The 25,328-nt window shown below is 53.3% G+C and carries 19 protein-coding genes and 1 tRNA gene; 12 read left to right on the plus strand and 8 right to left on the minus strand.

The genetic code is table 11. From position 1 onward, the window contains the following. Window positions 1-69: 69 nt before the first annotated feature. Complete coding sequence (locus tag AAGA79_RS07530; protein ID WP_411828159.1) at window positions 70-978, minus strand: LysR family transcriptional regulator; 909 nt, start codon at window positions 976-978, stop codon at window positions 70-72. A 93-nt stretch (window positions 979-1,071) separates the two neighbouring features. Here AAGA79_RS07530 and AAGA79_RS07535 point away from each other — a divergent pair, with 93 nt between their 5' ends. The 5 genes from AAGA79_RS07535 to AAGA79_RS07555 all read left to right on the plus strand — a co-directional run bounded on the left by AAGA79_RS07535 (window position 1,072) and on the right by AAGA79_RS07555 (window position 7,167). Then, window positions 1,072-2,109, plus strand: a complete 1,038-nt coding sequence (locus AAGA79_RS07535) for a CmpA/NrtA family ABC transporter substrate-binding protein (protein WP_411828160.1) — start codon at window positions 1,072-1,074, stop codon at window positions 2,107-2,109. 108 nt (window positions 2,110-2,217) lie between these two features. Continuing rightward, the gene (locus tag AAGA79_RS07540) at window positions 2,218-3,576 is read left to right on the plus strand and encodes a CmpA/NrtA family ABC transporter substrate-binding protein (RefSeq protein WP_411828161.1); all 1,359 of its coding nucleotides are present in this window, start codon (window positions 2,218-2,220) and stop codon (window positions 3,574-3,576) included. Between the two features lie 114 nt (window positions 3,577-3,690). Further along, window positions 3,691-5,322: an ABC transporter permease subunit gene (locus AAGA79_RS07545; protein ID WP_411828162.1), complete on the plus strand. Its 1,632-nt coding sequence runs from the start codon at window positions 3,691-3,693 to the stop codon at window positions 5,320-5,322. Between the two features lie 6 nt (window positions 5,323-5,328). Beyond that, window positions 5,329-6,258, plus strand: a complete 930-nt coding sequence (locus AAGA79_RS07550; RefSeq protein ID WP_411828163.1) for an ABC transporter ATP-binding protein — start codon at window positions 5,329-5,331, stop codon at window positions 6,256-6,258. A gap of 12 nt (window positions 6,259-6,270) precedes the next feature. After that, complete coding sequence (locus AAGA79_RS07555; RefSeq protein ID WP_411828164.1) at window positions 6,271-7,167, plus strand: ABC transporter ATP-binding protein; 897 nt, start codon at window positions 6,271-6,273, stop codon at window positions 7,165-7,167. On the opposite strand, the gene AAGA79_RS07560 is transcribed toward AAGA79_RS07555, so the two are convergent. Further along, complete coding sequence (locus AAGA79_RS07560; RefSeq protein ID WP_411828165.1) at window positions 7,157-8,683, minus strand: arylsulfatase; 1,527 nt, start codon at window positions 8,681-8,683, stop codon at window positions 7,157-7,159. The genes AAGA79_RS07555 and AAGA79_RS07560 overlap by 11 nt on opposite strands. 29 nt (window positions 8,684-8,712) lie before the next feature. After that, entirely contained in the window at window positions 8,713-10,323 is a 1,611-nt protein-coding gene (locus AAGA79_RS07565; protein WP_411828166.1) for a sulfatase family protein, read from the minus strand. Between the two features lie 402 nt (window positions 10,324-10,725). Here AAGA79_RS07565 and AAGA79_RS07570 point away from each other — a divergent pair, with 402 nt between their 5' ends. Further along, on the plus strand, window positions 10,726-11,913 hold the full coding sequence (locus AAGA79_RS07570; protein ID WP_411828167.1) for a hypothetical protein: 1,188 nt from the start codon (window positions 10,726-10,728) through the stop codon (window positions 11,911-11,913). A gap of 22 nt (window positions 11,914-11,935) precedes the next feature. Then, window positions 11,936-13,285, plus strand: coding sequence for a tRNA uridine-5-carboxymethylaminomethyl(34) synthesis GTPase MnmE (mnmE, locus tag AAGA79_RS07575; protein WP_411828168.1), 1,350 nt, complete (start codon window positions 11,936-11,938; stop codon window positions 13,283-13,285). Between the two features lie 57 nt (window positions 13,286-13,342). Here the strand turns inward: mnmE and AAGA79_RS07580 are convergent, their stop codons facing one another. Both AAGA79_RS07580 and AAGA79_RS07585 read right to left on the minus strand, forming a co-directional pair. Beyond that, complete coding sequence (locus AAGA79_RS07580) at window positions 13,343-14,107, minus strand: SGNH/GDSL hydrolase family protein (protein ID WP_411828169.1); 765 nt, start codon at window positions 14,105-14,107, stop codon at window positions 13,343-13,345. 1 nt (window position 14,108) lies between these two features. After that, window positions 14,109-15,560 carry a sulfatase-like hydrolase/transferase gene (locus AAGA79_RS07585; RefSeq protein WP_411828170.1) on the minus strand — a complete coding sequence of 484 codons (1,452 nt, stop codon included), beginning with the start codon at window positions 15,558-15,560 and terminating at the stop codon, window positions 14,109-14,111. A gap of 260 nt (window positions 15,561-15,820) precedes the next feature. On the opposite strand from AAGA79_RS07585, the gene AAGA79_RS07590 reads away from it, so the two are divergent. The 3 genes from AAGA79_RS07590 to AAGA79_RS07600 all read left to right on the plus strand — a co-directional run bounded on the left by AAGA79_RS07590 (window position 15,821) and on the right by AAGA79_RS07600 (window position 18,918). Continuing rightward, window positions 15,821-16,900, plus strand: coding sequence for a succinylglutamate desuccinylase/aspartoacylase family protein (locus tag AAGA79_RS07590; RefSeq protein WP_411828171.1), 1,080 nt, complete (start codon window positions 15,821-15,823; stop codon window positions 16,898-16,900). Between the two features lie 81 nt (window positions 16,901-16,981). Then, the gene (gene mgtE, locus AAGA79_RS07595; RefSeq protein WP_411828172.1) at window positions 16,982-18,373 is read left to right on the plus strand and encodes a magnesium transporter; all 1,392 of its coding nucleotides are present in this window, start codon (window positions 16,982-16,984) and stop codon (window positions 18,371-18,373) included. 17 nt (window positions 18,374-18,390) lie between these two features. Further along, window positions 18,391-18,918: a phospholipase D-like domain-containing protein gene (locus tag AAGA79_RS07600; RefSeq protein ID WP_411828173.1), complete on the plus strand. Its 528-nt coding sequence runs from the start codon at window positions 18,391-18,393 to the stop codon at window positions 18,916-18,918. Window positions 18,919-18,924: 6 nt separating this feature from the next. Here the strand turns inward: AAGA79_RS07600 and AAGA79_RS07605 are convergent. The 3 genes from AAGA79_RS07605 to AAGA79_RS07615 all read right to left on the minus strand — a co-directional run bounded on the left by AAGA79_RS07605 (window position 18,925) and on the right by AAGA79_RS07615 (window position 21,239). Next, window positions 18,925-19,007, minus strand: a tRNA-Leu gene (locus AAGA79_RS07605). A gap of 114 nt (window positions 19,008-19,121) precedes the next feature. Further along, complete coding sequence (locus AAGA79_RS07610) at window positions 19,122-20,315, minus strand: nucleoside monophosphate kinase (protein WP_411828174.1); 1,194 nt, start codon at window positions 20,313-20,315, stop codon at window positions 19,122-19,124. Between the two features lie 144 nt (window positions 20,316-20,459). Next, entirely contained in the window at window positions 20,460-21,239 is a 780-nt protein-coding gene (locus AAGA79_RS07615) for a DUF1080 domain-containing protein (RefSeq protein ID WP_411828175.1), read from the minus strand. Window positions 21,240-21,360: 121 nt separating this feature from the next. Between AAGA79_RS07615 and AAGA79_RS07620 the strand changes: the two genes are divergently transcribed. After that, complete coding sequence (locus AAGA79_RS07620; RefSeq protein ID WP_411828176.1) at window positions 21,361-21,651, plus strand: KH domain-containing protein; 291 nt, start codon at window positions 21,361-21,363, stop codon at window positions 21,649-21,651. Between the two features lie 228 nt (window positions 21,652-21,879). Continuing rightward, window positions 21,880-25,263 (plus strand): DUF2126 domain-containing protein, encoded by a 3,384-nt coding sequence (locus AAGA79_RS07625; protein ID WP_411828177.1) that lies wholly within the window; start codon window positions 21,880-21,882, stop codon window positions 25,261-25,263. The last annotated feature ends 65 nt before the right edge of the window (window positions 25,264-25,328 follow it).

Below are 25,328 nucleotides of genomic sequence, written 5' to 3' on the forward strand. Positions count from 1 at the left end.
TGGTTGTTGTTTCAGCGCCCCGTTACCGAAAGGTAGCGGGGTTCTTTTATATGAAGGTTTGAAGGAAATTCAGCGTGGCATATTTTCAAATGCCATTTCGCAAAGACCTATGAAGGCCTCTTCCACCAAACTTGGTTCGCGCTGTGAGGAGTGGAAAACACCCCAGTCACGGTTCATTTCGGGCCCGGGAATCTCCACGGCACGTAGTGTGCCATCCGCAATCTCCTTTGCCGCCACCCACGAGGCGACCAAACCAACACCGGTTCCTAATTTTGCCATCTCTTTGATAGCCTGCATATCGCCGAGAACGAGAGGGGCCTTGATGCGACCGCCAATCTTGGAAAGCCATGATTCAATCAATCGATGTGTTTCAGTAGCCTTCGAGTAGATGATGAACTGTTGCTCACCAAGTGTTTCGACCATTTGATCTTCTTTCGCAGCCCAAGGATGGAACGGGGATATCACGAATGCCAGACGATCGCTGAACATCGGGCGATAGCCGTCATTTCCATGATTCTTCGGCTTGAGTCCAACCACCAGATCCAGTTCGCCTTTCGATAATCTGTCCAGCAGGGCGTCTGTATCACCTGCTTCGATATGGGGCTCGCAGCGGGGAAAACAATCGCGGAATTCCCTCAGGACGCTGGGAATTATGAAGTGGCAAAGGCTATGTGGAGCTCCGACACGGATCCGCGTCTGGCCCCATCTTCTCAGCCCGTCCAGATCACAGGTTGCCTGATCTAGTTCGTGTAGTACACGCTTACACCGGTGGAGCAATAATTCACCTTCTGATGTAACCGCCACCTTCTTACCGGAACGATCAAGTAACCTACAGTTCAGTTGCTCCTCGAGCGTTCGTAATGAATGACTTACAGCTGATTGGGTAACAAAGAGTTTCTTGGCAGCAAGAGTGAAGCTCCCCTCCTCCGCTACTGCAACGAGTGCCCTAAGTTGTCTTAAATCGGGTACCCATTCCATAATTACTGTATTTCATCGAAGTGCTGCTCTGCTAGAAGCACCGCTTATGCCAAAGATGAAGATTTGGCATTGTAAACGCTTACCAGCAAAGAAATGAGACCAAGTAACTTCGCTTCAAGACGATCGCACTCTATCAGCCTGGGCTATGTGCCCCTAACTGATTGCGCACCTCTTGCTGTGGCGCAGGAAATGGGGATTTTTTCCAAATATGGATTGGACGTGGTTCTACACAGGGAATTGGGATGGGCCACAGTCCGGGATCGCCTTTTTTACGGGGATCTCGATGCTGCTGAGTCGATCGCCGGCATCGCCTTCGCCCTTGGCTTCGGCCTCACCGATCTACGGTGTGAGGTTGCGGTTCCGCTGATTTTGAATCTACACGGGAACGCTATCACTTTATCAACTGACCTCCCTTGGGAAGCTATTGGCGATGGTTCCGGTCTCAAAAAATACCTCGAAAGGGGGTGGAAGAAAACCAGACCGTTCACGCTTGCTGCGACTCATCGTTTCTCCTCCCACAATGTTCTGCTTCACACTTGGATCAAGCGTCATGGTTTGTCCGATACGGATATTGAAATTATTTTCCTTCCGCCCCAGTTGATGCCACGGCACCTGAAATCCGGCCATATCGACGGGTATTGCGTTGGCGAACCTTACAATTCCGAAGCCATTCTCGGTGGCTACGGATGGAGTCCGGTCACCTCTTCAAATCTATCCTATGGGCATCCGGAAAAGGTTCTGCTGTTAGCTGGAGAATTCCTTCAGAACAGAAAGGAAGACTCCATCAAGCTTGTCGCCGCGTTGATCGAGAGTTGCAAAATCTGTCAGGACCCTGATTTCCGCGAAGACCTGATTTCTATCCTTGCCGAGAAAAAGTACACCGCTGCTTCAAAAGAGATATTACGGAACAGTCTGAACGATACGTTCTACACCGGGACGGCTAATATTTCAGCAAGCTCCTTTCATATGTTTCACGGCGATTCCGTGAACAGGCCTTCCACGGACAAGGCCTCCTGGATGCTCGCGGGGTTGCGCAGTTCCGGCTCTCTTCCTGACTCCTCTGCAGGAGGTTCCCTGTCCCGTCTTTACCGGGAAGATATCTACATGGCGGCCAACTCCGGCCGGGCATGAGTTATCCTCATCAAAGGAATGAGCACGTATGCGCGTGATTCTTTTCCACCAACATTCCGCTGGCACGCCCGCCGCTTGATAGCATGAGACTCAAAACTTATAAATCACATGCGTATCCAAACCATTATCGTAACCGCTGCTCTAGCCAGTAGCCTCGCTCACGCCGAGCAACTCGACGTTGAAAAAGACACACTGAAATTCGGCTTCATCAAGCTCACCGATTGCGCGCCTATTGTCATCGCCAAGGAAAAAGGCTTTTTCGATGAAGAAGGTCTTCAGGTGGAGGTTATAGCCCAGCCGAACTGGAAACAACTTCTCGACAACGTAATCACTGGCGAACTCGATGGCGCCCACATGCTTTCCGGTCAGCCAATTGCGGCCACCATCGGATTCGGTACCAAGTCACACATTGTCACTCCCTACACCCTCGATCTCAATGGTAACGCCATTACCGTTTCCAATGCCATCTGGGAGCAGATGCAGGAAAATGATCCAGCTCTCGATACCGATACTCCTGAGCATCCAATCTCCGCCGAGTCCCTGAAACCAATTGTTACAGAGGCTAAGGAAGAAGGTAAAAAGCTTCCGATGGGGATGGTTTTCCCGGTTTCCACCCATAACTACGAGTTCCGCTACTGGCTTGCAGCTGCAGATATCAATCCTGGCTTCTACACCTCCACCGATCTCAAAGGGTTCACAGACGGTGATATCGAGCTCTCCACCACTCCTCCGCCACAAATGCCTGCCACTCTGGAGTCAGGAAAAAATGTTGCCTACTGCGTTGGTGAACCATGGAACCAGCAGGCGGTAGCGAAGAATATCGGCGTTCCGGTTGTTACCAATTATGATATCTGGAAAAATAACCCGGAAAAAGTTTTCGGTGTTACTAAAGCATGGGCGGATGAAAATCCACAAACACTCATCGCTGTCACCAAAGCTCTCATCAAAGCCGGCAAATGGCTTGATGCGGAAGAAGACGGTAAGCTCGTGAACCGTGAGGAAGCATGCCGTATCCTTTCCCAGCCGAACTATGTTGGTGCTGACTTCGATCTCATCAAAAACTCCATGACCGGTTACTTCTTCTTCCAGAGAACCGATAAACGCGAGATGCCTGACTTCAACGTATTCTTCAAATACCACGCATCCTACCCTCACTACTCCGACGGAATCTGGTTCCTTACCCAAATGCGTCGCTGGGGTCAAATTACCGAAGCAAAACCTGCTTCATGGTATAAGGAAGTTGCTGAGAAGGTCTACCTTCCCGAGGTTTACAAAGCGGCGGCAGCCTCTCTCATCGAAGAAGGCGCTATTACCGCAGACGAAGTACCCGCTGAAGATTACGATGGCTACAAAGAAGCCACTTCCGACTTCATTGATGGAATCGAATACGATGGCAAGAAGCCGATCGAATACCTCAATAGTCACAAAATCGGCAACAAGGACGACGCCGCACTTGCTGACCAATAAGGGTTTCCAACTCTCATATAAATCTGGAGTCGGCCGGGATATTCTTGGCCGGCTCCCTGCTATAACAAAATCATATCGCCCTCATTCGGGCACTCATTTCCACACTTTAAGATCATGGCCCAGAAAGGTACAGATAAGTTTAAATACGGACTTCTCAAAGTCATAGATGTCAGCGGCTTCAAAGTATTCGATCCGGTTGTTCGGCTTGCCTTTAAGGAAGAGCCCAAAAAGCAGATCGAAGACATAGCGAAATACATGATTCTGCCGATCATCTTTGTTCTCATCTGTTTCTTTATATGGGATGTGGTAGCACCAAAGCATAAGACTAAATCCGGTGAGGCTCCCACACCTATAAAAGTATGGGATGCAGGCGAAAATAGTAAGCGATTCGCCGAGCGCGAGGACGAGAAGCAAGAAGCATTCAATCTAACGGGGCAAAACCGCCTTGAAGCCATAAATGAAACCGAGGTCGAGCTAGCCCGACTGGAGAAGGAAAAGATTCGCCTTCAGGATGAAGCCGTAACGGTAGCTCAGGAATCGCGGGATCTGGTGAAAGCGGAAATAGCACCTGTTCAAAAGAAATATGATGCCCTCAAGGCGGACTACAAAGCCGACCAAACAAAACGGAAGGAAGCCATTGCTGTCCTTGCTGAAAAAGTCGCTACAGAAGGTGTCTCATCCGATCAACTGGTCAAAGCCATCCGATTGGACGGAGAGCAAACCGATGAGGAAAAGGACGAGCTGAAGGTGATTGCCACTGAAATCGACGAGATTCGCGCAAATCCACCGGAAGCTATCAAAGAGTCCCAGCTGGCAGCAAATAAAGTAGCTGACGAGGTTCAGCATTTCAAAAAAGTCATCGACTACCTGACCAAAGGTAACCGTGAGGTCAAAAAAACCGAGGCCTTGACCAAGGCAAAAGAAGCGGAAGAAAGCCTGGCCACTGCAGCCACCGGAAAAGATGCGCTCAAGTTCGCCAAATCCGCTGCACGCTATGAGGAAGCGGCTGTCCGGACGGATGAGCAGAAATACCCACGTGCTGCTACGATTTTCTGGCAGACCAAGCGATCGCTCGCTACCGTTTTCGTTGGCTTCGTCATCGCGGCAGCCGTCGCTATCCCGGTCGGTATCATGTGCGGACTCAACCGGGTCGTCATGGCCTGCTTTACACCGATCATTTCGATTTTCCGTCCGGTTTCTCCCGTTGTGTGGCTCCTTATTTTCCAGATCGTGGTCGGTGCCTTTTTCCCTGATCCGGAAACACATCCGCTCTTCGTCTTCATGAATGCGAACGCGAACCCGCTCTCATTTCTGCAGACTAACCCCGCCATGATCTTCTCCGCCTGCACAGTGGCCATGTGCGCCCTCTGGCCTGCATTGGTAAATACAGCTCTGGGAGTCTCCGCGATCGACAAGGATCACATGAACGTTGCCAAAGTGCTTCGTCTGGGTTTCTGGTCGCGCCTTTTCAAAATCGTCATCCCCTCCTCTCTTCCGCTAGTTTTCGCAGGCCTCCGCATTTCGCTCGGTGTGGGCTGGATGGTTCTCATTGCTGCGGAAGCACTCTCCTCTTCGGATGGTCTGGGGAAATATGTTTGGGATGAATACCAGAACGGCTCCTCGCAATCCTTCGCTAACATTATCCTGGCATGTTTCGTGGTAGGTATCATCGGGTTCTTCCTCGATCGTATTATGATCATGCTTCAGCGCCTGGTTTCATTCGATGATGGCTCAGCAACCGCTTAATTCTCCATGAAACCACTATCAGTTATGCCTTTCCTGGAAATAGACTCAGTAAACGTAGGATTCGGTCCGGTCTCCAGCCGCACGGAAGTCCTAAAGGACATCAACCTCAAGGTGGAGGAAAACGAATTCGTCGCCGTCATCGGCTTCTCCGGATCCGGAAAATCCACCTTGATGAATCTCCTCGCCGGACTTCAGAAGCCGGACAAGGGCCAGGTCCGTGTCCACGGGAAAGTAGTCAAACAGCCCGGGCCTGATCTCGGAATCATGTTCCAGAACTACTCTCTGCTTCCGTGGCTTTCGGTGTTCGAAAACATCGAACTAGCTGTCCGCTCCGTGTTTCCGAAGCTTTCTAAAAAAGCCCGCGAGGAGAACATCATGCGATACATCGATATGGTGAAACTCACACCGGCCCGAGACAAGAAGCCCCATGAACTATCGGGCGGAATGCGTCAGCGCGCATCTCTTGCCAGAACATTGTCACTGAAACCGGAAGTTCTGCTATTGGACGAGCCATTATCCGCTCTCGATGCACTCACCCGCTCCGATCTGCAGGACGAAATCCTCCGCATCTGGGGAGAGGACAAGCGTACGGTGGTAATGATCACCAATGACGTGGACGAGGCTGTGCTTATGGCAGACCGCATCGTGCCACTCACCATGGGTCCTGCTGCCACGCTCGCCACCGAGTTCAAGGTGAATATGGAACGTCCGCGCGATAGGCATACGCTTAACGATCACCCTGAGTTCATGCGTCTGAAATCAGAAATTACGGCTTTTATGATGAAGCTCAACAAGGACTCGAAGGAGGCTACCAATACCAGGGTCGTTCCCATGCCGGATGTAACCCCGAAAAACTTCACTCCTATTTCCGGACGACCTCAGCTCAAAAACAAAGCGCCCTCACCGGCCAAGCCGAAGAAATCCTCAGCAGCATAACCATTTAATCCCATGGCTGACTCAGAACATTCCAAATTTGTAGAAATCTCACACCTTATCAAAGCCTACCCCAATCCTTTCGGGGATGACATACGGGTAGTGGATGATTTTAATCTCAACATCCGCAAGGGCGAGTTCATCTCACTTATCGGCCATTCAGGCTGCGGAAAATCCACCGTGCTCACCATGCTTGCCGGTTTAAACGATATCTCGGATGGCGGCATCATCGTTGGTAATCGCGAGATCAGTGGACCCGGGCCTGACCGTGCCGTGGTCTTTCAGGCTCCCTGCCTCATGCCGTGGCTGACCGCTTTCGGAAACGTTATGCTTGGAGTGAAAAACTGCTACCCCAAGGAGAGCAAGGCCGTGCGCAAGCAAATCGTCGAGCATTCCCTCTCCGTGGTTGGCCTTGCGGATTCGATGCATAAATACCCCAAGGAACTATCCGGTGGCATGCAGCAGCGGGTCGGTATCGCCAGGGCCATAGCCCTCAAACCGAGCGTGCTACTTCTGGATGAACCATTTGGTCGTCTGGATTCGCTCACACGAATGGAATTGCAGGACGTGGTGCTCGATATTCTCGCTAAGGAGAAGCTTACAGCTTTGATCGTCACCCACGATGTCGATGAAGCCATCTTCATGGCAGACCGTTGCGTAATGATGTCCAACGGGCCTAAGGCAGGTGTGGGCGAAATCATGGAAATTGATTTCCCTCGCCCCCGTGATCGTGCGGAGGTTTTCGCGGATCCGGATTTTTTCCGCTACCGCGAGCACCTTCTAGCCTTCCTGGAACAACGCTCCCCGTTCAAGGGCGCCACCCGTGTTCACAATCGGACGAATTTGATGGGCTACCTGAACAAGGCCGAACTGGAAGACGTCTTCCCGAGACCGGAGAAAGCTATTGCTTAACGGCATCTCCTTTTTCTTCCCGGGCCCTTGCTTTATCGACGATTGATTTATGGCCCCGATTCGTCGGGTCCATACGCTTGAGTAAGTTCTTGTCCGGCCCTCCGCCGAACTGCTCCCAGTAAATGACCTTCATTGGGTTCACCTCCGGCCCGACCACGTTTTCGTTGGTCAGATGCGGCTGCATTTCCTCCCACCACTGGTCATAGCTCTCGCGTAGATTGGCCACTATCTCCGGGTGCTGCGCTGCGATGTTTTTGGTTTCACCCGGATCGGCCTGGATGTCGTAGAGTTCATCATATTTCACCAATGAGAAGCGACTATTCTGCACTCTGCATTCGCGGTGTTTGAAAGCGGCAGATTCACCATCCGCCCAGCTACCCACATGCTGCATCAACAGCCGGTCAGACCACTCCGTATCAGGATTTTTCAGCAGAGGTAGTATGCTCCGGCCGTGTAATTGCCCTTCCAGCTGCCCATCCACTGGCGCATTGGCGATTTCGGCGAAGGTTGGAAATAGATCAATGTGGGCAGTCAGCTTATCGGAAACCACATCGGCAGGAACTCCACCATCCGGCCAGCGAACGAAGCATGGAACACGCGTTCCTCCCTGATATGGAGACATTTTGCCACCCTTCATTCCTGCATTGTAAATTTTAACGCCGGATGTCCCGCCGTTGTCGCTGCCCAGATAAATCACCAGCGTATTCTCGGCGATTCCCAATCTCTCCAATGTATCCAGAAGCGTGGCGAAATTCGTGTCGATATTTTCGATCATGCCGTAGAATTTGGCGAGGTCGGGCGAAATCCCCGGTTTCCCTACATATTGATCGTAGTATTCCTTTGGTAAAACGTGCGGTCCATGGGGCGCGTTAGGCGCAATGAAGGCAAAAAATGGCTTTTTCTCATCCACCTTCTCCTTGATCCACTTCTCCGCCTGACCGAAGAACAGGTCGGTGCAGTAGCCATTGGTTTTTACCCATTTGCCGTTGTGGAAAAGAGCCGGGTTAATATTGGTATTTCCGGGAGCGTCACCACAGGAGCCTGAATAGGTCTGGCCTATGCCGCCTGCTCCGTGGATGTAGACCTCATCGAATCCACGGCTTTCAGGTCGATACTCTGCTTCGTCGCCCAAATGCCATTTACCGAAAATACCGGAAGTATATCCGGCTGTCTTCAATACCTGCGGCATGGTGGTGATATCCAGGCTCATCCTTTCCCGCTCCAGGATGGTGTGGGTGACCCCGCTTCGGAACTCATGGGCTCCACTCATCAGAGCAGCTCGTGTAGGGCCACACTTCGGGCTCACATGAAATTGTGTGAACAGCAGACTCTGCTTCTTGAAGGCATCAACCGCCGGAGTATTGATCAACGGATTCCCCAGGCAGGCGTAGTCGCCATAGCCGGCATCATCCGGCATAATTAGGATGATGTTCGGCTTCGTACCGGCTGCAAGCGCCACTGCTGTCACGCTAGTTATCAAAAAGGCCAATAGGCCGGGCTGTAAGTTTTTGTTCATACTTTTTTCGCTAATTTTTTCTGAAGGTTCTATTTCTTTTTGCGCTTAGGTGGGTTGACCTTGGCGGGTAGGAGGTCGCCCACTTTTGCCTCATATTCCCCTTCAGTGATCCATCCCAAGTCTTTCCAGTAGCCAGTGTCGTTCGCTTGTCCCTTTCCCACGGTTGTGCGGCCGTTGGTAATGATATCGGTGATCTTCTCTGTCATTGATTGCAACATTTCCGGATGCTCGACCGCCACGTTATTCGTTTCAGCACGATCCTTCCCGAGGTGGTATAACTCGGCCGGCCTCTTCCCTTGCGGAAGAATTAGTTTCCAATCTCCCTCTGTAATAGCGAAGCGGTTCCCATCGTCCATGTTGGCATGGGTGATCAATGGAAGACGCTCACCGGAGTAACTCGAATCAGTCAAAACTTTCGCAAAACTCACACTGTCCTCCCCAGCGTCGTCCGTCAGTTCTGCACCAACCAGCTCCGCGAAGGTCGCCATTAGATCCGTCTGTCCCACTGCTTTGTCCCAGTTACGGCCCGCTTTTTCAATACCCGCAGGCCAGCGAACAAGAAACGGGACCCGATGCCCACCCTCGTAAACAGAGCGCTTACCTTCCTTTAGTCCGCCACGGCTATCGTGGTCGAATTCCTTGATCCGCTCAGGCCAGGATTTCTCCGGCCCGTTGTCGCTGGAATAGACGATCAGGGTATTTTCATCCAGCCCGGATTCCTCCAGGAATTTCATAATCCGGCCAACGTGGTAATCAGTCTCGATTACGAATTCACCATAGGCTCCCGCTTCGCCTTTCCCCTGAAATTCAGGTAGCGGGCAAACCGGATAGTGGGGCGATGTGTAGGGTAGATACAGGAAGAACGGCTTACCCTCGTTTGCTTCGGCACTCTTGCCGTCCATCCACTCGATGGCCTTGTCGGTGAATCGCGTCAGGCACTGGTTGTCCACGAAATCCGAGGCTACTTCAAAACCGTTTTTTACGATCCGGGTAGGGTCGTTTGATTCTTCCGCCGATTCCTCATAGGGCGGCATGATGCGGTAATCTGAAGCGCGCGGATTCTTCTTCTTGTTCGTAAATAATGTCGGCGGAGTTTCCGCGTAACGTCCCTCAAACCAAGCCAATACCCCGAAGTTCAGCGAAGCGGGTATGCCGTAAAAATAGTCAAAACCCTTGTCCAACGGCATGTCCTTGATCGGCATCGACCAGTCGCGGTTTTTCGGCGTTCCGGGGAAATCCATGCCCAGATGCCATTTTCCCACCATACCCGTGTGGTAACCATTAGCCCTCAGCAGGGAGGCCAGTGTTTCCCTGCCGTCCTCGATCATGCACTCTCTTTCAGCGCCGAATACTCCACTCTTAAGGCTCGTGCGCCACGGATAACGACCGGTAAGTAAGCCGTAGCGCGATGGTGTGCAGACGGAATCCGGGCTGTGTCCCCTAGTGAAAACCACTCCTTCTTTTGCGAGACGGTCCAGGTTCGGAGTCTGGAATTTCGCATCAGGATTCAGGGCGCTCACATCGCCATATCCCTGATCGTCGGTGTAGATTACGATGATGTTCGGCTTCGCCGCCTGTATGGCACTAGTTCCCAAAAGTAGTCCTGCCACCGGTAGGAAGATCTTATTGATGATTGTCATACGATAAAATCGTTACGTCTCTGTCTCCGTTTGTCTTGCGCATTCGTGAGATTTTTCTACATGGGCATAACCGGCAGATATTCACCCCTCCGGTTTTCAGTCTTCGTAAAACCATCATTCTCCTTGCCGTTTCCCTGCACGCATTGACATCGTCATTTCGGCAAACTAAACTAAACGCAGGCTTCGGCCCGTATTACGGATACTTCCCCTATGTCAGATTTTTCAAAAGCACCGCAACAACGCGACTTCCAATGCATCCATTGCAACGGCCGCATTGTGATCCCTTACGAACTTCCCTCGACGACCGGGCCCTGCCCTCACTGCCAAGGCATCATTGTATCTCCCCCACCTCCGGAAAGTAATGCCCCCCCCGCCCCTCTAGCACCGGCGGCGCCTGCACCAGTGCCACAGCCTGAACCCGTAGCAGCTCCACAGCCTGCGCAGCAACCCCAACCGGAACCCGCTCATGCTCCTGTTCCGGATAAATCACCTTCGGTTCAAGAAGTTCCAGTTTCCACAGCGCGGACCGCTTCCATCCCGCCGCGTCGCGGTAATCCATCCGGCAGCGACGCCCCTCCCGAGCGCACGATTCCTGTCAAGACCACCGGTAAAAAGGTCTCCAGCGGGATTATTCCGGCGATGATCGGCCTCTTTTTCCTGATCCTGGCAGGTGGTGCAGTAGTTTTCTACATCTCAAAGCAGATGGGCAAGCAAGTCACCCCACCGAACACAGCCGGGAGCCCCGAGGCGCAGGATATACGTGAGGCAAATTATATCCGCATCGGTTGGCAGGAAGACGCATTCAATACGCTCGATCAGTATGTTAAAGGCAGCAACGTCGATGAAAAGCTCCCGCATGTGATTGAATCGGAGGGCATCCGCTCGAAAATGGAAGCATTCTACGGCGGAGTGGATTTCATCAACGATTCCGATACCCCAGCCGATTCCTTCTCCGTTCAGACACTTTCCGAGGAAGACCGCAGACGTGGAATTTTCATGCTCACTTACGATCAGCCTCCGCAATTTTCCCTGAAAGACTTCTTCCGGCCGCTCGCCACCCTTGAAGTTCAGTATGGTATCGATGAGGCGGATCTTCTCCTCAGCACGATGGCGCGCGTCAGTAACTTCGCCATGGAGCCCGTCCGCGTTCACGCCTTCTTCAAGCGAACAGATGGGAAACTATTCCTAGATTGGGAAGTTTACGCTCAAACGAAGTATCGACGGTTCAGAAACTTCGTAGAGCTGCCGGATCCCGGACAGTCGGAGGTATTCCGCGTGCTCATTGTCGAGGATGTGCCGGACAAGGGCCAGGGAGTGGCAGGTGCCCGCACCTACCGCCTTGCGGATCCCGCGAATGTAACCGATGCCGCGCGTGTGAACGTTCCATTGGATTCCGAAACAGGCCGTGCCCTTTCCATTATCAACTGGCGCGGCACCAAACAAAATAGTCCGACGACCCGCACTGCTACCGTGGAGCTGGAATGGTCCGATGATCAGGAGCGGCCTCAGCTAGAGATCAAGCGCTTCATTTGCTGGGAATTCCTTGGTCTGGGCGGGAAAGAAGCTCCCGCGGCAGGATCCGCCCAATAACTTTTCTCTACCGCACGCCACCATGGCCGCCACAGACACTACCACCATCGCGGCTATCGCCAGCCCGCCGGGCACCGGAGCCATTTCCCTCATCCGCATCTCCGGCCCTGCTGCCAGAGAGATTGCAGGAAAAGCCTGTGGTGCCGCCGCATCTGCTGTGATTCCCCGATTAGCGCGTCGCTGCAAGGTCCGCGATGCGGAAGGCCACGTTATTGACGATGGCATTATGACGGTTTTCCACGGTCCCCATTCCTTTACTGGGGAAGATACGGTCGAGTTCGCTGGTCACGGCGGCCTCCTCGTCACACGGGAGACGCTTTCCCGTTTCCTCGAATGCGGAGCCATCCACGCTTCTCCGGGTGAATTTTCCCAGCGTGCCTTTCTTAACGGGAAAATGGACCTCACCCAGGCGGAAGGTATCATGGACCTGATTTCCGCGCAGACGCGTCTGGCCATCCGTGCCGCCCACTCCCAGCTGGAGGGCACCCTCGGAAAACGCACCACCGCTGCTCGGGATGAACTGCTGGAAATTCTGGCCCATTTGGAAGCTTGGATCGACTTTCCCGATGAGGATATAGATACACAGACTACCGCCCAGCTGCGCCAACGAATCGATGGTATTCTGGAAACCATTGATACCCTTCTGGCCACCGCCGATCAGGGTCGCGTCCTACGTGAGGGCGTGCGCACGGTTCTTTTCGGGGAACCCAATGTTGGAAAGTCTTCCCTGCTGAACCGCTTTCTCGGCTTCGAGCGTGCCATTGTATCGGATATAGCAGGAACCACGCGGGATACCATTGAGGAGGTGATCAATCTCCACGGCATCCCGCTCCGCCTGGTAGACACCGCCGGCGTGCGCGAGTCCGCTGATGCTATAGAGTCCCAGGGTATCCAGCGCACCGTCCGCCAGATCGAGGATGCGGATTTGCTGCTGGAAATTGCCGATGCCAGCCAGCCCAAGCCTGAGCGGGCCGTCTATCCATCCCATCATGCTACCCATCTTCTCATTCTGAATAAATCGGATCTCGGGGAGCACTCTTCCTGGGCGGAAACGGACGCCATCCGTATCTCTTGTCTGAACGAGGATGGCTTTGGAGACCTCTCGGACAAGATCCGCACCGCTCTCCATTTTGCGGAAGCAGACTTCGGTGAGCACGCGGTTGCCATCAATGCCCGCCACCAGGCATCGTTGTCTCTCGCCCGGACAAATCTTACCGCTGCTCTGGAACTTCTAACAGCCGAGGCTGCCAGCCCGGAACTTGCCGCCATCGATTTGCGCGAGGCACTCGATGCTCTTGGTGAAATCCCCGGGAAACTCGATACCGAAGACCTCTTGGGCGTGATCTTCTCCGAATTCTGTATCGGTAAATAATCGGTGAGAAATAACCGTCCAACCGGCATTTCCAGCAATAGATCCAGCCAGCGCCGGTTACTCTTTGGCTTCCTTCGCTACGTCGAGTTCTTCGGTGATGACCTTGATTACCTGTCTCGCCAGTGCCTCCGAGCCCTCGGGCTTGAAGTGCACATTTCGAGGCAACTGCCATTCAGCCAGGTGCGGTTCGACGAAGGCATGTAGATCATTGATACGGATATCGTTCGCTTTCATGAGCTCCACTGCCGCGGCATTGAAGTCCACCGGAGCTTCTGGAGTACGAAGCGGGTCAAGTGTGCCCTCGACCACAGGAGTCGTTGTGGCGAATACCAGGCGCGCGCCGGTCTCCTTCATCTTTCCGATGATCGTTTCAAGGTTCTCTGTATAGACATCCACCGTTGTCTGGGTGGGATCGTTCGGATTATTTGATTTATCGTGGGTTCCGGCGGTTTTAACGTGTTTGAGATCGTGTAGGCCCCAGTTGAAATGAATCACATCCCACTCGGCCGCGGCCAGCCATCGGTCGATGTGTTTTACCCCATTTATTGTGCCGCTGCAGTTTTCCGGACGTTTGCCGTTCTTTGCCGCGGGGCGATAAACGTTGGCCTTACCTTCCAGCTCTGAGCGGACCTGAAGTGTGTAGCCGATGGAGATGGAATCTCCGAGGATCAGTACATTCGGCAGCGCAGGATCGGGAATGAAGTTCCATTCCTTTGAACGATCTGTTTCGGCGGTTGAGCCTTTTTCAGGGGCAGCATTGGTGGTGGAAAGTGCCAGACACGCGAACGAGCTGAGAAGTGCTATGTAATTGTGAAGCTTCATATTAATGGGCTGTTTTTTTTCCTTTGAGGGCTTTCGGGTAATTTGCTTTTGCGATGGTTTCCATGGGATCGTTCAGTTCATCCATGGTAGTCTCCAGTAGTGCGGTCATATCCTTGAGTTTGGCCGCAAATTCGGGATTTTTTGAGAGGTCATTCATTTCCATCGGGTCTTTGTTGATATTGAAGAGCTTGGTGACCTTGGCCTGCGGATAGGAAATCACCTTCCATTCCCCCTGCATGACCATGCGTTGGGTGTCGATATATGCTCCGTAGATTTTGTCGTAGGTCTTATCCGTCTCACCATTGATGATCGGCATTACGCTTTTATAGTCCACGCCTTCGGTGTTCTCCACTCCGGCGATGTCGAGCGCGGTGGCCATGGCGTCCTGAAGATAAATTGGAGCATCAAACTTCAAACCGGCTTTTACACCTGGTCCCCAGACGATGAAAGGTGCGCACAAGGCATCCTCATACATGTTCTGCTTCCCGACGAGTCCGTGATGCCCCACGGAGAGTCCGTGATCCGCAGTCATGATGATGTAGGTATTTTCCGCTTGGCCTGTAGCCTTCAGAGTATCCAGCACCCGGCCAATCTGGGCATCCATATGGGTGATGAGCGCGTAGTATTCCTGGCGGTTCACCTTTGCCGAATACTCGGTGCGGGGAAATGGCATGAGCTTTTCATCGCGGATGATAGGCACTCCCTTCGGACCCTGATCGGGGTATTTTTCCAGAAAGTTCTCAGGTAGCTTTATCCGATCCAGCGGATACATATCGATGTATTCTTTTGGGGCCTGACGAGGATCGTGGGGAGCATTGAAAGCGAGGTACAAAAAGAAAGGCTTTTCGGATTTTCCGGTGTCCTCAAGGAAACCGATTGCGTCGTTCGCCTGAAGTTCGCTCCAGTGGAGACCACCTTCCCAGTAGCCACCGTTTTCCTTGTCCCATGGCTTCCAGCCTTTTTCATAATCGGCCTCGTCTTTCGGGCGATTGTAGCCGGACGGGACTGCCTTTGGCATGCCGTCCTGTATGTTGACCGAATGGTCGAAAACCTGGGGAACTTTGACGCCTTTTACGTGCCATTTACCGGTCATGTAGGTCTCGTAACCAGCAGCGGACATCATTTGAGACCATGACTTGCGCTCTCCCTTAGCTATCTGCTTGGTCGCGTTTTCCGCTTTCCAAAGGAAAGATCCTGAATTCATGCAGGACCGGCTAGCAATGCAAACAGCACCCGCCCAAGAACCCATGTTGTATGCTTTTTTGAAGCTGGCGCCCTCGTTGACCAAGCGGTCAAGATTGGGAGTGTCGATATCTGTGAGGCCGTATGCGCGGATTGTTTCGTAGCTCTGGTCGTCCGTGAAAATGAAGAAGACGTTCGGCTTCTCAGCGGCATGGACTCCGACTGCTGCGGAAGCTAGTGCAAATGAAATGGATGCGAGGTATTTGATCATGTGATTATTGACTCTTGTCCTGTCTTGTTCGGGTTGCTTGGGAAAGGTTTGAAGCTATTCCCCGTATCTTGCGTGTAAATCGAATTTTCACTACCGAACAGTAGGGTTATCAATGAAATACATGCGGGGAAATTGTTTCCTTTCAGTCATCTGGAATATGCATGGTTGGTGCGCACGGGTGAGCCCTCTTCTGGAAAATTGGAGCAAGATTGTTACAAGCTCGACCTTTTCATCACAGTTCACCAAACTAAGGACAACAGATGGAAAAACGTAGCAGAAAGAGTCCGCCCTTTGAGATCAACGGTGAATATATCTCACCAGGCACGCGACAGCTGGTATCGATTCAGGCTGGCACAACGATGAGCAATCATCCCCTCAGCGTGACAGCCGATATTTTCCACGGAAAGAAGCCCGGGCCATGCCTACTCATCACCGCATGCGTGCATGGAGATGAGATCAACGGAACGGAGATCATCCGACGCCTGCTCACCTCCCCCGTTCTTAAACGGCTTTCGGGCACACTGCTGACCATCCCTATCGTTAATTTCCCGGCATTTACATCCCGCACCCGCTACCTGCCGGATCGCCGGGATCTGAATCGCATTTTCCCGGGCTCCGAAAAAGGCTCCCAGGGAGCTCGGCTGGCTTATACGATCACTAAGAAATTCCTGCCGCTGTGTGATGCTGTGATCGATCTCCACACCGGTGCGATAAATCGGCCGAATCTGCCACAGCTCCGTATCGCGGCAGGTGACGCCTCCTCGCTGGAGCTTGGTCGAGCCTTCGCTGCACCTGTCACCATGCTCTCGCCGCTGCGTGACGGTACTTTCAGGGAATCTGCCTTCAAGCTGGAAAAACCGTTCGTCCTCTACGAGGCGGGGGAAGCCTCGCGGCTGGATGCGGCATCCATTCGCTTTGGAGTACAGGGGATTATTGCCGCCATGCGCCATATGGGAATGCTGCCGCCGAGCAAGGCGGCCCATCCCTCGGGAAAAGGAATCATTTCGAAAAGCTCCCGCTGGGAGCGAGCTCCGTCCGGCGGACTGTTCGTGCCACATGTCGCTCTGGGCAAGGCTGTAGCTACCGGGGATATTCTCGGTATTATCGCCCCTCCCGTGGGTGGAGGAGACGGAACCCCTATTATTTCCACCACGGACGGCATCGTGATCGGTCGCAATAACGAAGGACTTGCGGATGAGGGAGACGCACTCTTCCATGTAGCCAGTATCCGTGATGCGGGCTCAGCGGAGACGCAGATCCAGGAATCCAACGATCGCCTGCCCGAGCTTCATGCGGAAGAAGAGGAACATCCGATGCGCTATCACGCCTTTCCCGACTGATCCCTGCTCTATGCCGGAATTGAGTGATTTCCTGTGGGAAAATCCTTTCGTACCTTAACGAAGCGGTGAAAGGTAGCCCGCATGGAGACCGAGACTGTAGAGACAAAGGAAAACGTAGCCCTAGCCCTTCGCGCTCTCTCTGTTACCATCGAAAATCGGGACGGTCCGGCTGCTCTGGAAATCATCAAGACGCTCGACTGGGAAGACCAGCGCCGGGCGATGTCCCGCCTTTCCTACCCGGATAGCGAAACGCTGATCCAGATCCTCGGCTCCGAGGATGCGGCGAAACTCCTCTCCCACCTGGCCGAGGCCCAGGCAGTCGATATCATCGAAAGCCTTTCTTCCGAAAATGCCGCGGAAATCCTCAACGAGCTCCCCACCGAGGAGAGCACGAATATCCTGCGTGAACTCAGCGACGAGGATGCCGAGGAAATTATCGCCGCTGTCTCCGATGCGGAGGACCGCGCGGAAATGCAGCGCATCTGGGACTACGACGATGGAGTGGCAGGCTCCCTCATGCGGGGTGGACCAGTTACCTTTCTACAGAAATCCACTGTGGGTGAAGTCATTACCGATCTGGGCGAGCACGCGGAGGATTACTCCGATCGCGATGTGCAATACCTCTATGTGCTGGACGATGATGGAGTGCTCACTGGCGTCCTTCGGCTACGGGACCTAGTGCTTTCCCCGCGACACATTCGCGTGCAGGACCTGATGATTCCGGATCCGATTACCGTCATCGATACCATGCCGCTGGAGGAGCTTTCGGATGTTTTCGAAAAGAAAAAATACTTTGGGTTACCGGTCGTGGACCTCGCGGGAAAGCTACTGGGCGTGGTACCGCGGGATGCCGTGGAGCACGAGACTGCGGAAGAGCAGGCCGGGATGTTCCTCCAGGCCAGCGGTATCGTTAACGGTGAGGAACTCCGCTCCATGCCGCTCCGCGAGCGCTGTATCAAACGACTCTCCTGGTTGGCTCCGAATATTGTTCTGAACATCGCCGCTGCCTCAATCATCGCCGCCAACGAAGCCACACTGCAGGAAGTTATCGCCCTTGCCGTTTTTCTCCCCATCGTCTCGGATATGTCCGGCTGCTCGGGAAACCAGGCGGTAGCTGTTTCCATCCGTGAGCTCACCCTCGGCATCCTCCGCCCCGGAGACTACTGGCGCGTAATCATTAAGGAAGGAACAGTAGGCATCATCAACGGCATTGTGCTCGGGCTCATCCTTGGAAGCATCGCAACCCTCTGGAAAGGGAATGTATTTTTGGGCCTGGTGGTCTTCACCGCGCTCTCGCTCAATACCATTCTCTCCGTTTTACTCGGCGGTCTCGTTCCGCTTTTCCTGAAGCGCATGAAGGTTGATCCCGCCCTCGCCTCCGGCCCTATCCTCACCACCTGCACTGACATGTGCGGCTTCCTTCTGGTGCTCGGTATCGCCTCATCCATGCTGGAAAAACTAGCTGGAGTCTAACGTCCTGATTTCCCGCGATGACCGAGCTGATCTTAAACGAAGATATCTACAAGCGCATCGTTGAGGAAGAGATCCCTGCCACGCGAAAGTTCCTCTGGATCATCACCGCCGATATAAAGGATATGTATGTCATCCGCGGAAAACGCTCCGTTCCGTTTCTCTCTGTACTCTCCGATCTCGTGGAAAACGGAATTGCCGTCCGCCTCATCCACGCGAAAGAACCAGGCCCGCGTTTTAGAAAAGATTTCGATAAATACCCCGCTCTAATACAGAGCGATCTTTTCGAGCGCGCCCTCTGCCCCAGAGTCCACACCAAGGCGATTATTATCGATGGAAAGAAAGCCTTCATCACTTCCGCAAACCTTACCGGCGCCGGCCTTGGCGCAAAGCATCCGGATAAAAGAAATTTCGAGGCGGGAATCCTCACCGACGAGAGATCCCAGGTGCGCCCGCTGATGGACTGGGTGGATGAGCTTTTTCTAGGCGAGTATTGCGGGCGCTGCCGTTTGCGCGCCACCTGCCCAGATCCACTGGACGAACAATAAAAAAAATACCTCTGGCCGGACTCGAACCGGCACGCCGTTGAAAGCAACGGATTTTAAATCCGCAGTGTCTACCATTCCACCACAGAGGCTTTCTTCACATAGGAAGAGGCGCTACTGAAACCACTTTCCGCCGCCTAGTCCAGAAAAGTCATACAATCTTTGAATGATTTCCCGTGAGACGCGCAGAAAAGACATTCGAAGGCCTACCCGCGACGAATTTTCGATCCCTTGAAGAAGATTGTGATCCTGTAGACTGTCTTCACGCGGGTGTGGATTTCACCGGTCTCAAGATCGAATCTGGACGGGATTTCCTGCCTGCGAATATCGACCATTGCCTTGAATCCACGCTCGGAATGAACGTCGATCAGCATCGCAAGGGCTACCGGATTCCTGAACATCGCGTCTTCGGTGCTGATGCGTGCCCGGCCTGTCACCGCGTAGCGCTTAATGGTCGGCATCATCTTTTCATAGACGAAGTCCACTACCTTCTTGAATAGCTCGGGATGCTCCATCTGGTAGGCGTCCAGTCGGTTTACCAATTCCTGACGTGCCTGTGTGATGACCTCATCCGCCAAAGGAATGTGGCGCAATGTATCGTAGGTCTGAGGATCCAGCTCAAGGGAGCTTTGATACTCCAGCTCACGGACGATATTCTCCTGCACCGCCTTGATAGGCAGCTGGGCATTGATGAAATGGTAGTGAAAAAGTTTCTTCAGGGAGACTAGCGCATCGTAGGTCTGCTCCTTGAATGTTCTGTAGCGGCCACGGGCCAGTTCGGGATCGAAGTCCGTGGCGCGCTCTTCCCAGAGCTTGCCTACACCGGATGTTTTCACTTCCGCGTTGTGCGCCAGTGTTTCCTGTCCGCGCTTCATCTGGCGTGCAACGCTTTCCGCCTCATCGACGAAGAGGACCATGATGTGGAAGACGGGTTGACGGAAATGCTGGGCCAAGGGAGTGCCTGAAAATTCATTACGAAGCCGTACCATGTTGTCGTAGAGCAGTTTAAGGCACTCAACCTGCACATCTGTGCGGGGGAAGCCGTCCAATACGACGCTTTCGCGGAATTCCGGCTTGAGCATCTCGTGCAACATCAAACGGAGCACCTCCTCATCGCCAACCATTCCTCCTGCGGCCTTGATTTTCTCGGCATCCGGGGAGCTGAGGAGATTGCTAATCACAATCGGATGCGAAGCGATTCCGCGGACTTCTCTTATGAAATTTGTGTTTGTCCCTTTTCCTGAACCCGGAGCACCGCCCAGAAGGATCACTTCCTTCGGGAAACGTAGATTTTCAATACCTGGATTCACTTCCAACTCCTTCCAGACTCGGTTAAAAATCAGTTGGGCGTCTTTAATTTCAAGGTCGGCAGGCAATGGTTCGGAAGGCTTGGTACTCACGTCTGGGAAATCAAAAACCATACTGGCAGACCTTGGGCAAGAACTGTTTCTCTACTCGCGCACCAGATATTCCCTTCCTTGGCTCCGGGGCATACGTTTGCGGGGCAGATTTTAGCTTTTGCCGGGTGATCGCATGGCGGCCAATCAGTCCAGTTCCTTGATCCTGATGTTCCGATACATCAGCTCGGCCCACTCGGCCTGGACTCCGATCCTACCCTTAGCCAGTGGGACTTTCTGTCCCTCGATCGTTGTCTCCAGATTTTCGATTTTGTGCACAATTTCTCCGTTCAGTTTGAAGGTGGCCGAATTCGCGCCGTCGACGGTGATTTCCATCTCGTTCCATTCCCCTTTTGGTTTTTCCTTTCCCAGAACTGTCGGGCAGGAACGGGAATCCATCAATTCTGCCGCAGGATCATAAATATTTCCTGTTTTTGTCGTTTGGCAACTCAGGCCCTTTCCTAAAACGAAAAGGTCTCCGCTATGAAACCGGCGTCCCATATTCTCCAGCGACGCATCGCCCGGGGTTTCCCCTATCTGCATCTCTATCGAGTTCGGCCAGACTTTATCAACCTTTCCATGGATGTGGAACAGCAGGCCCGCATCCCTGTCCCAGTCAGTGCGAGGTGCAAATCGTTTTTCCAGCCACTTGTATTCCATGCGGAGAACAAACTTGCTGTATTCCTTCTCCGTATACAGGCAGTCGTTCTGCTGTTTCGATTCGGCCTCTTCTCCACGGTATACATGGATTGCCCGCTCCTCCGAGTTTATCCGGAAAGGACCCCATTCACCTGCCTTGTCACTCCGTGCTGCCTTCCAGCCTTCCAGAGATTCCCCGTCGAAAATCGGAACAAATCCTTCCTCGGCGGAAAGCATACCGAGACCAAGAATCGAAACGAAGGCGACAGATAGAAATATGGGTTTCATTTCGCCACCCTATTGGATTGTGACCGGCGGGCCATTAAATAAATGAACGCAGGTCGTGAACCTGTAATCTTGTAGAACCTTCTTACTTGCGGTGTGCCCCGCCATGGAGAACATTCGGCCCATGCAAGCGGTGACAGACAGATTGAAGAATTTTTTACAATTCGTAGCGGTAAAACTCATCGATAATCCGGCCAAGGCACAGCTCAAGGTGGCTGAGCTTGGACCGAAGAAACTCCGCTTCAAACTAATCCTTGATCGTGAAGACGTGGCCATGCTGATCGGCCGCAACGGCTTCACTGCTTCCGCCATTCGCAGCGTGCTGAAGGCAGCAGCTGAAAAGGAAGGTGTGCAGGTAAATCTTCAGATCCACTCCCACGAGGAAGAGGCCGAGTTCATAGCGCGCGAAGCCTGACCAACCCACCCACGATGAATACCGTCGATTATGGATTTGGTATAGGTCTTTCAGCGATCGAGGCTATTGGTTTCCTCCTGCGGGTCTTTCTTTGATCACAAGAAAAAATTATATCTGTTAGAAGGCTTGTAGACGTTCATATTTTCAAGCTCTCGTGAGCGAAGGTGCTTGCCCGTGGCACACGCGGTGCTTAAGGAGGCATAGGTAAATTTCTCCTGCCAGTTCCATATGTCCATCCACGTCGCACTTCATCACAGAACCAGTTACGAATATGACCGCTCGGTAGAGCACGGACCCCATGTGGTTCGCCTCAGGCCAGCTGCTCATGCAAAGACCCGTATCCTCGCCTACTCACTCAAAGTTGGTCCCGGGGATCACTTCGTAAACTGGCAGCAAGACCCTCAGGGGAACTACCTGGCACGCTTGGTTTTCAATGAGCCGATGAAGCGCATGGACGTCGAGGTTGATCTCGTCGTTGAAATGGCTGTTCACAATCCCTTCGACTTCTTCCTCGAGGAAAAAGCGGAGAATTATCCGTTCAGCTATGATGAGGAAGTAGCCAAGGAGCTTGCCCCCTACCTCGAAGTCGAGGGCGCGGGCCGCAGGATGAACCATTGCATGAATTTCTTCCGGAAAAAGTCCGGACGCACAATCGATGTGCTCGTGGAACTGAATGCCGCCGCGCAGAAAGCAGTGGACTACAAAATCCGTATGGAACCCGGCGTTCAAACTCCGGAGGAGACCCTCGAGAAGGCATCCGGCTCCTGCCGTGACTCCGCCTGGATGCTGGTTAATGTGCTCCGCGGTATGGGACTCGCGGCACGCTTCGTTTCCGGCTACCTCATCCAGCTGAAATCGGATGTCAAAAGCCTCGATGGACCGAGCGGCACAGAAGTTGATTTCACCGACCTCCATGCATGGACGGAAGTTTACCTTCCAGGTGCCGGCTGGATCGGTCTGGACCCCACTTCCGGCTTGCTTGCCGGTGAAGGTCACATCCCTCTCGCATGCTCACCGCGTCCGGTCAGCGCCGCAGCCATCAGCGGTGGAACGGATCCTTGCGAATCCACCATGGAGCACGAGATGAGCGTGAAGCGCATCTACGAATCCCCGCGGACCACCCTCCCCTACAGCGATGAGGAATGGGAGCGCATCAATGCCATGGGGCAGAAGATCGACAAGGACATGAAGGAAATGGACGTCCGCCTGACCATGGGTGGCGAACCGACTTTCATCTCCATGGATGACTTCGACGGTGCCGAGTGGAATACCGCCGCCCAAGGCCCTACAAAACGTGGCCTTTCAGATAAACTCATCAAACGTCTTAAGGATAATTTCGCTCCAGGCGGCTTCCTCTTTTATGGTCAGGGAAAATGGTATCCCGGCGAGCAACTCCCACGATGGAGCCTCAACTGCTACTGGCGCAAGGACGGAGAACCAATGTGGGCGGATCAATCCCTTATCGCGGATGAGTCCAAGGACTACGGCTTCGGCCCCGATGAAGCTGCGAGATTCAGCAAGGCGCTGGCAGAAGGCTTCGGCGTGAACGAGAAATACGTTATCCCTGCCTACGAGGACTCCTACTACTACATGTGGAAAGAGCGCCGCATGCCGTCCAACGTGGACCCCCTCAAGTCCAATCTGAAAAATAAGCTGGAGCGTGACCGCATCGCCCGCATTTTCGAGGAAGGTCTCAACAAAGTCACAGGCCACGTTCTTCCGCTTAAAAAGAAAGATATCGGAGACACCAAGAAATGGACATCCGGCCCTTGGTTCCTGCGCGATGAAACACTTTTCCTTCTTCCCGGTGATTCCGCGATGGGCTACCGCCTTCCGCTCGACTCTCTGCCATGGGTCAAAAAGGAAGAATATCCATGGAGCATTCCACAGGACCCAACCTCGGATCATCCTCCACTGCCTACCCGCACACAGATGCAGGTCCGTGGCGTCGGAAATGCCGAAACACTTGATACCAAGGCCGCCCAACTAGCAGCCGCCTCCATGCCAAGTGGCGATCACGAGGATCTCAAGGAACTGCTTGCCAGAGCTGAAGAACTATTAGCGAAGGAGCCTGCCAATCAGGAAAGTGCAAACTGGATCACCCGCTCGGCACTCTGTGTGGAGCCTCGCGACGGCCGTCTTCATATTTTCCTTCCACCGGTTGATACCACAGAGGATTTCCTCGAAATGATTGCGGTCATCGAGAAAGTTGCAGCAGAGCAAAAGCTTCCGATCATCCTTGAAGGAACCCCTCCATCCTACGATCCACGCATCGAGGTTGTGAAGGTCACTCCTGACCCGGGAGTCATCGAGGTCAATCTTCAGCCGGCCCATACGTGGGACGAGTTGGTGAAAAATACCACTACCATCTATGACGAGGCACATCAGTGCCGACTCGTTACCGAGAAATTTATGGTCGACGGTCGCCACACCGGAACCGGCGGTGGTAACCACATTATCATCGGTGGTGATACGCCATCGGATAGCCCGATTCTGCGCCGTCCGGACCTGTTGCGCAGCATGATTACCTTCTGGAACCATCATCCGTCCCTCAGCTATCTATTCTCCGGCCTGTTCATCGGTCCTACATCCCAGGCTCCGCGTATCGATGAAGCACGCAATGACTCGATTCACGAGCTGGAGGTCGCATTCCGCACTCTGGAAGGAGATGGAAACTCAGTCCCATGGAAAGTGGACCGCGCCTTCCGGAATCTACTCATCGATTCCACCGGTAACACCCACCGCGCGGAATTCTGCATCGATAAGCTTTACTCTCCGGACAGTGCCACAGGCCGTCTTGGACTTCTGGAAATGCGCGGTTTCGAGATGCCACCGCACTCCCGCATGAGCCTTGCACAGCATCTTGTGCTTCGCGGTCTTGTTTCGCGCTTCTGGAAAGAGCCTTACGAAAAGCCACTTGTCCGCTGGGACAGTGCAATCCACGATCGCTGGATGCTACCTCACTTCGTCTGGCAGGATTTCAATGAAGTCCTTTCGGATCTTGGAGACCATGGATATGAAATGGACAGCAGTTGGTTCGATTCCCATTTGGAATTCCGCTTCCCGCGTATCGGTGAAATTAACCAATTCGGTATCGATCTGGAACTCCGCCACGCCATCGAGCCTTGGCACGTCCTAGGCGAAGAAGGTTCCGCAGGCGGCGCAGTCCGCTTCGTGGACTCCTCCGTCGAGCGCCTGGAAGTGAAACTCAAAGGCATGACAGGTGAGCGCCACGTCCTCACCTGCAACGGCTACCGCGTCCCTCTCCATCCTACCGGCACGCACGGTGAGTATGTTGCAGGAGTCCGCTACCGTGCATGGCAGCCACCGAACTGTCTCCACCCGACCATTCCTGTACACACACCACTCACATTTGATCTGGTGGATACTTGGAACAACTCCGCCATCGCGGGCTGCAAATACCACGCCTCCCACCCGGGTGGCCGTAGCCATGAGTCATTCCCGGTCAATTCCTTCGAAGCGGAAGCGCGCCGTCTCGCCCGCTTTTTCAGGTACGGACACACCGGCGGCAAAGTGCAGATCAAGGAACCGAAAATGAGCCCGGATTTCCCTTTCACTTTGGATTTGCGAATGTCACCCGATCCTGTGTAAGAAAATTTTCCCCAAGATAAGATCCAGAGGCCCAACACTCCGTTGGGCTTCTGCTTATCCAGCTC

Origin of the sequence: Luteolibacter sp. AS25 (assembly GCF_046736275.1) — a bacterium.
Taxonomy (GTDB): Bacteria; Verrucomicrobiota; Verrucomicrobiia; order Verrucomicrobiales; family Akkermansiaceae; genus Luteolibacter.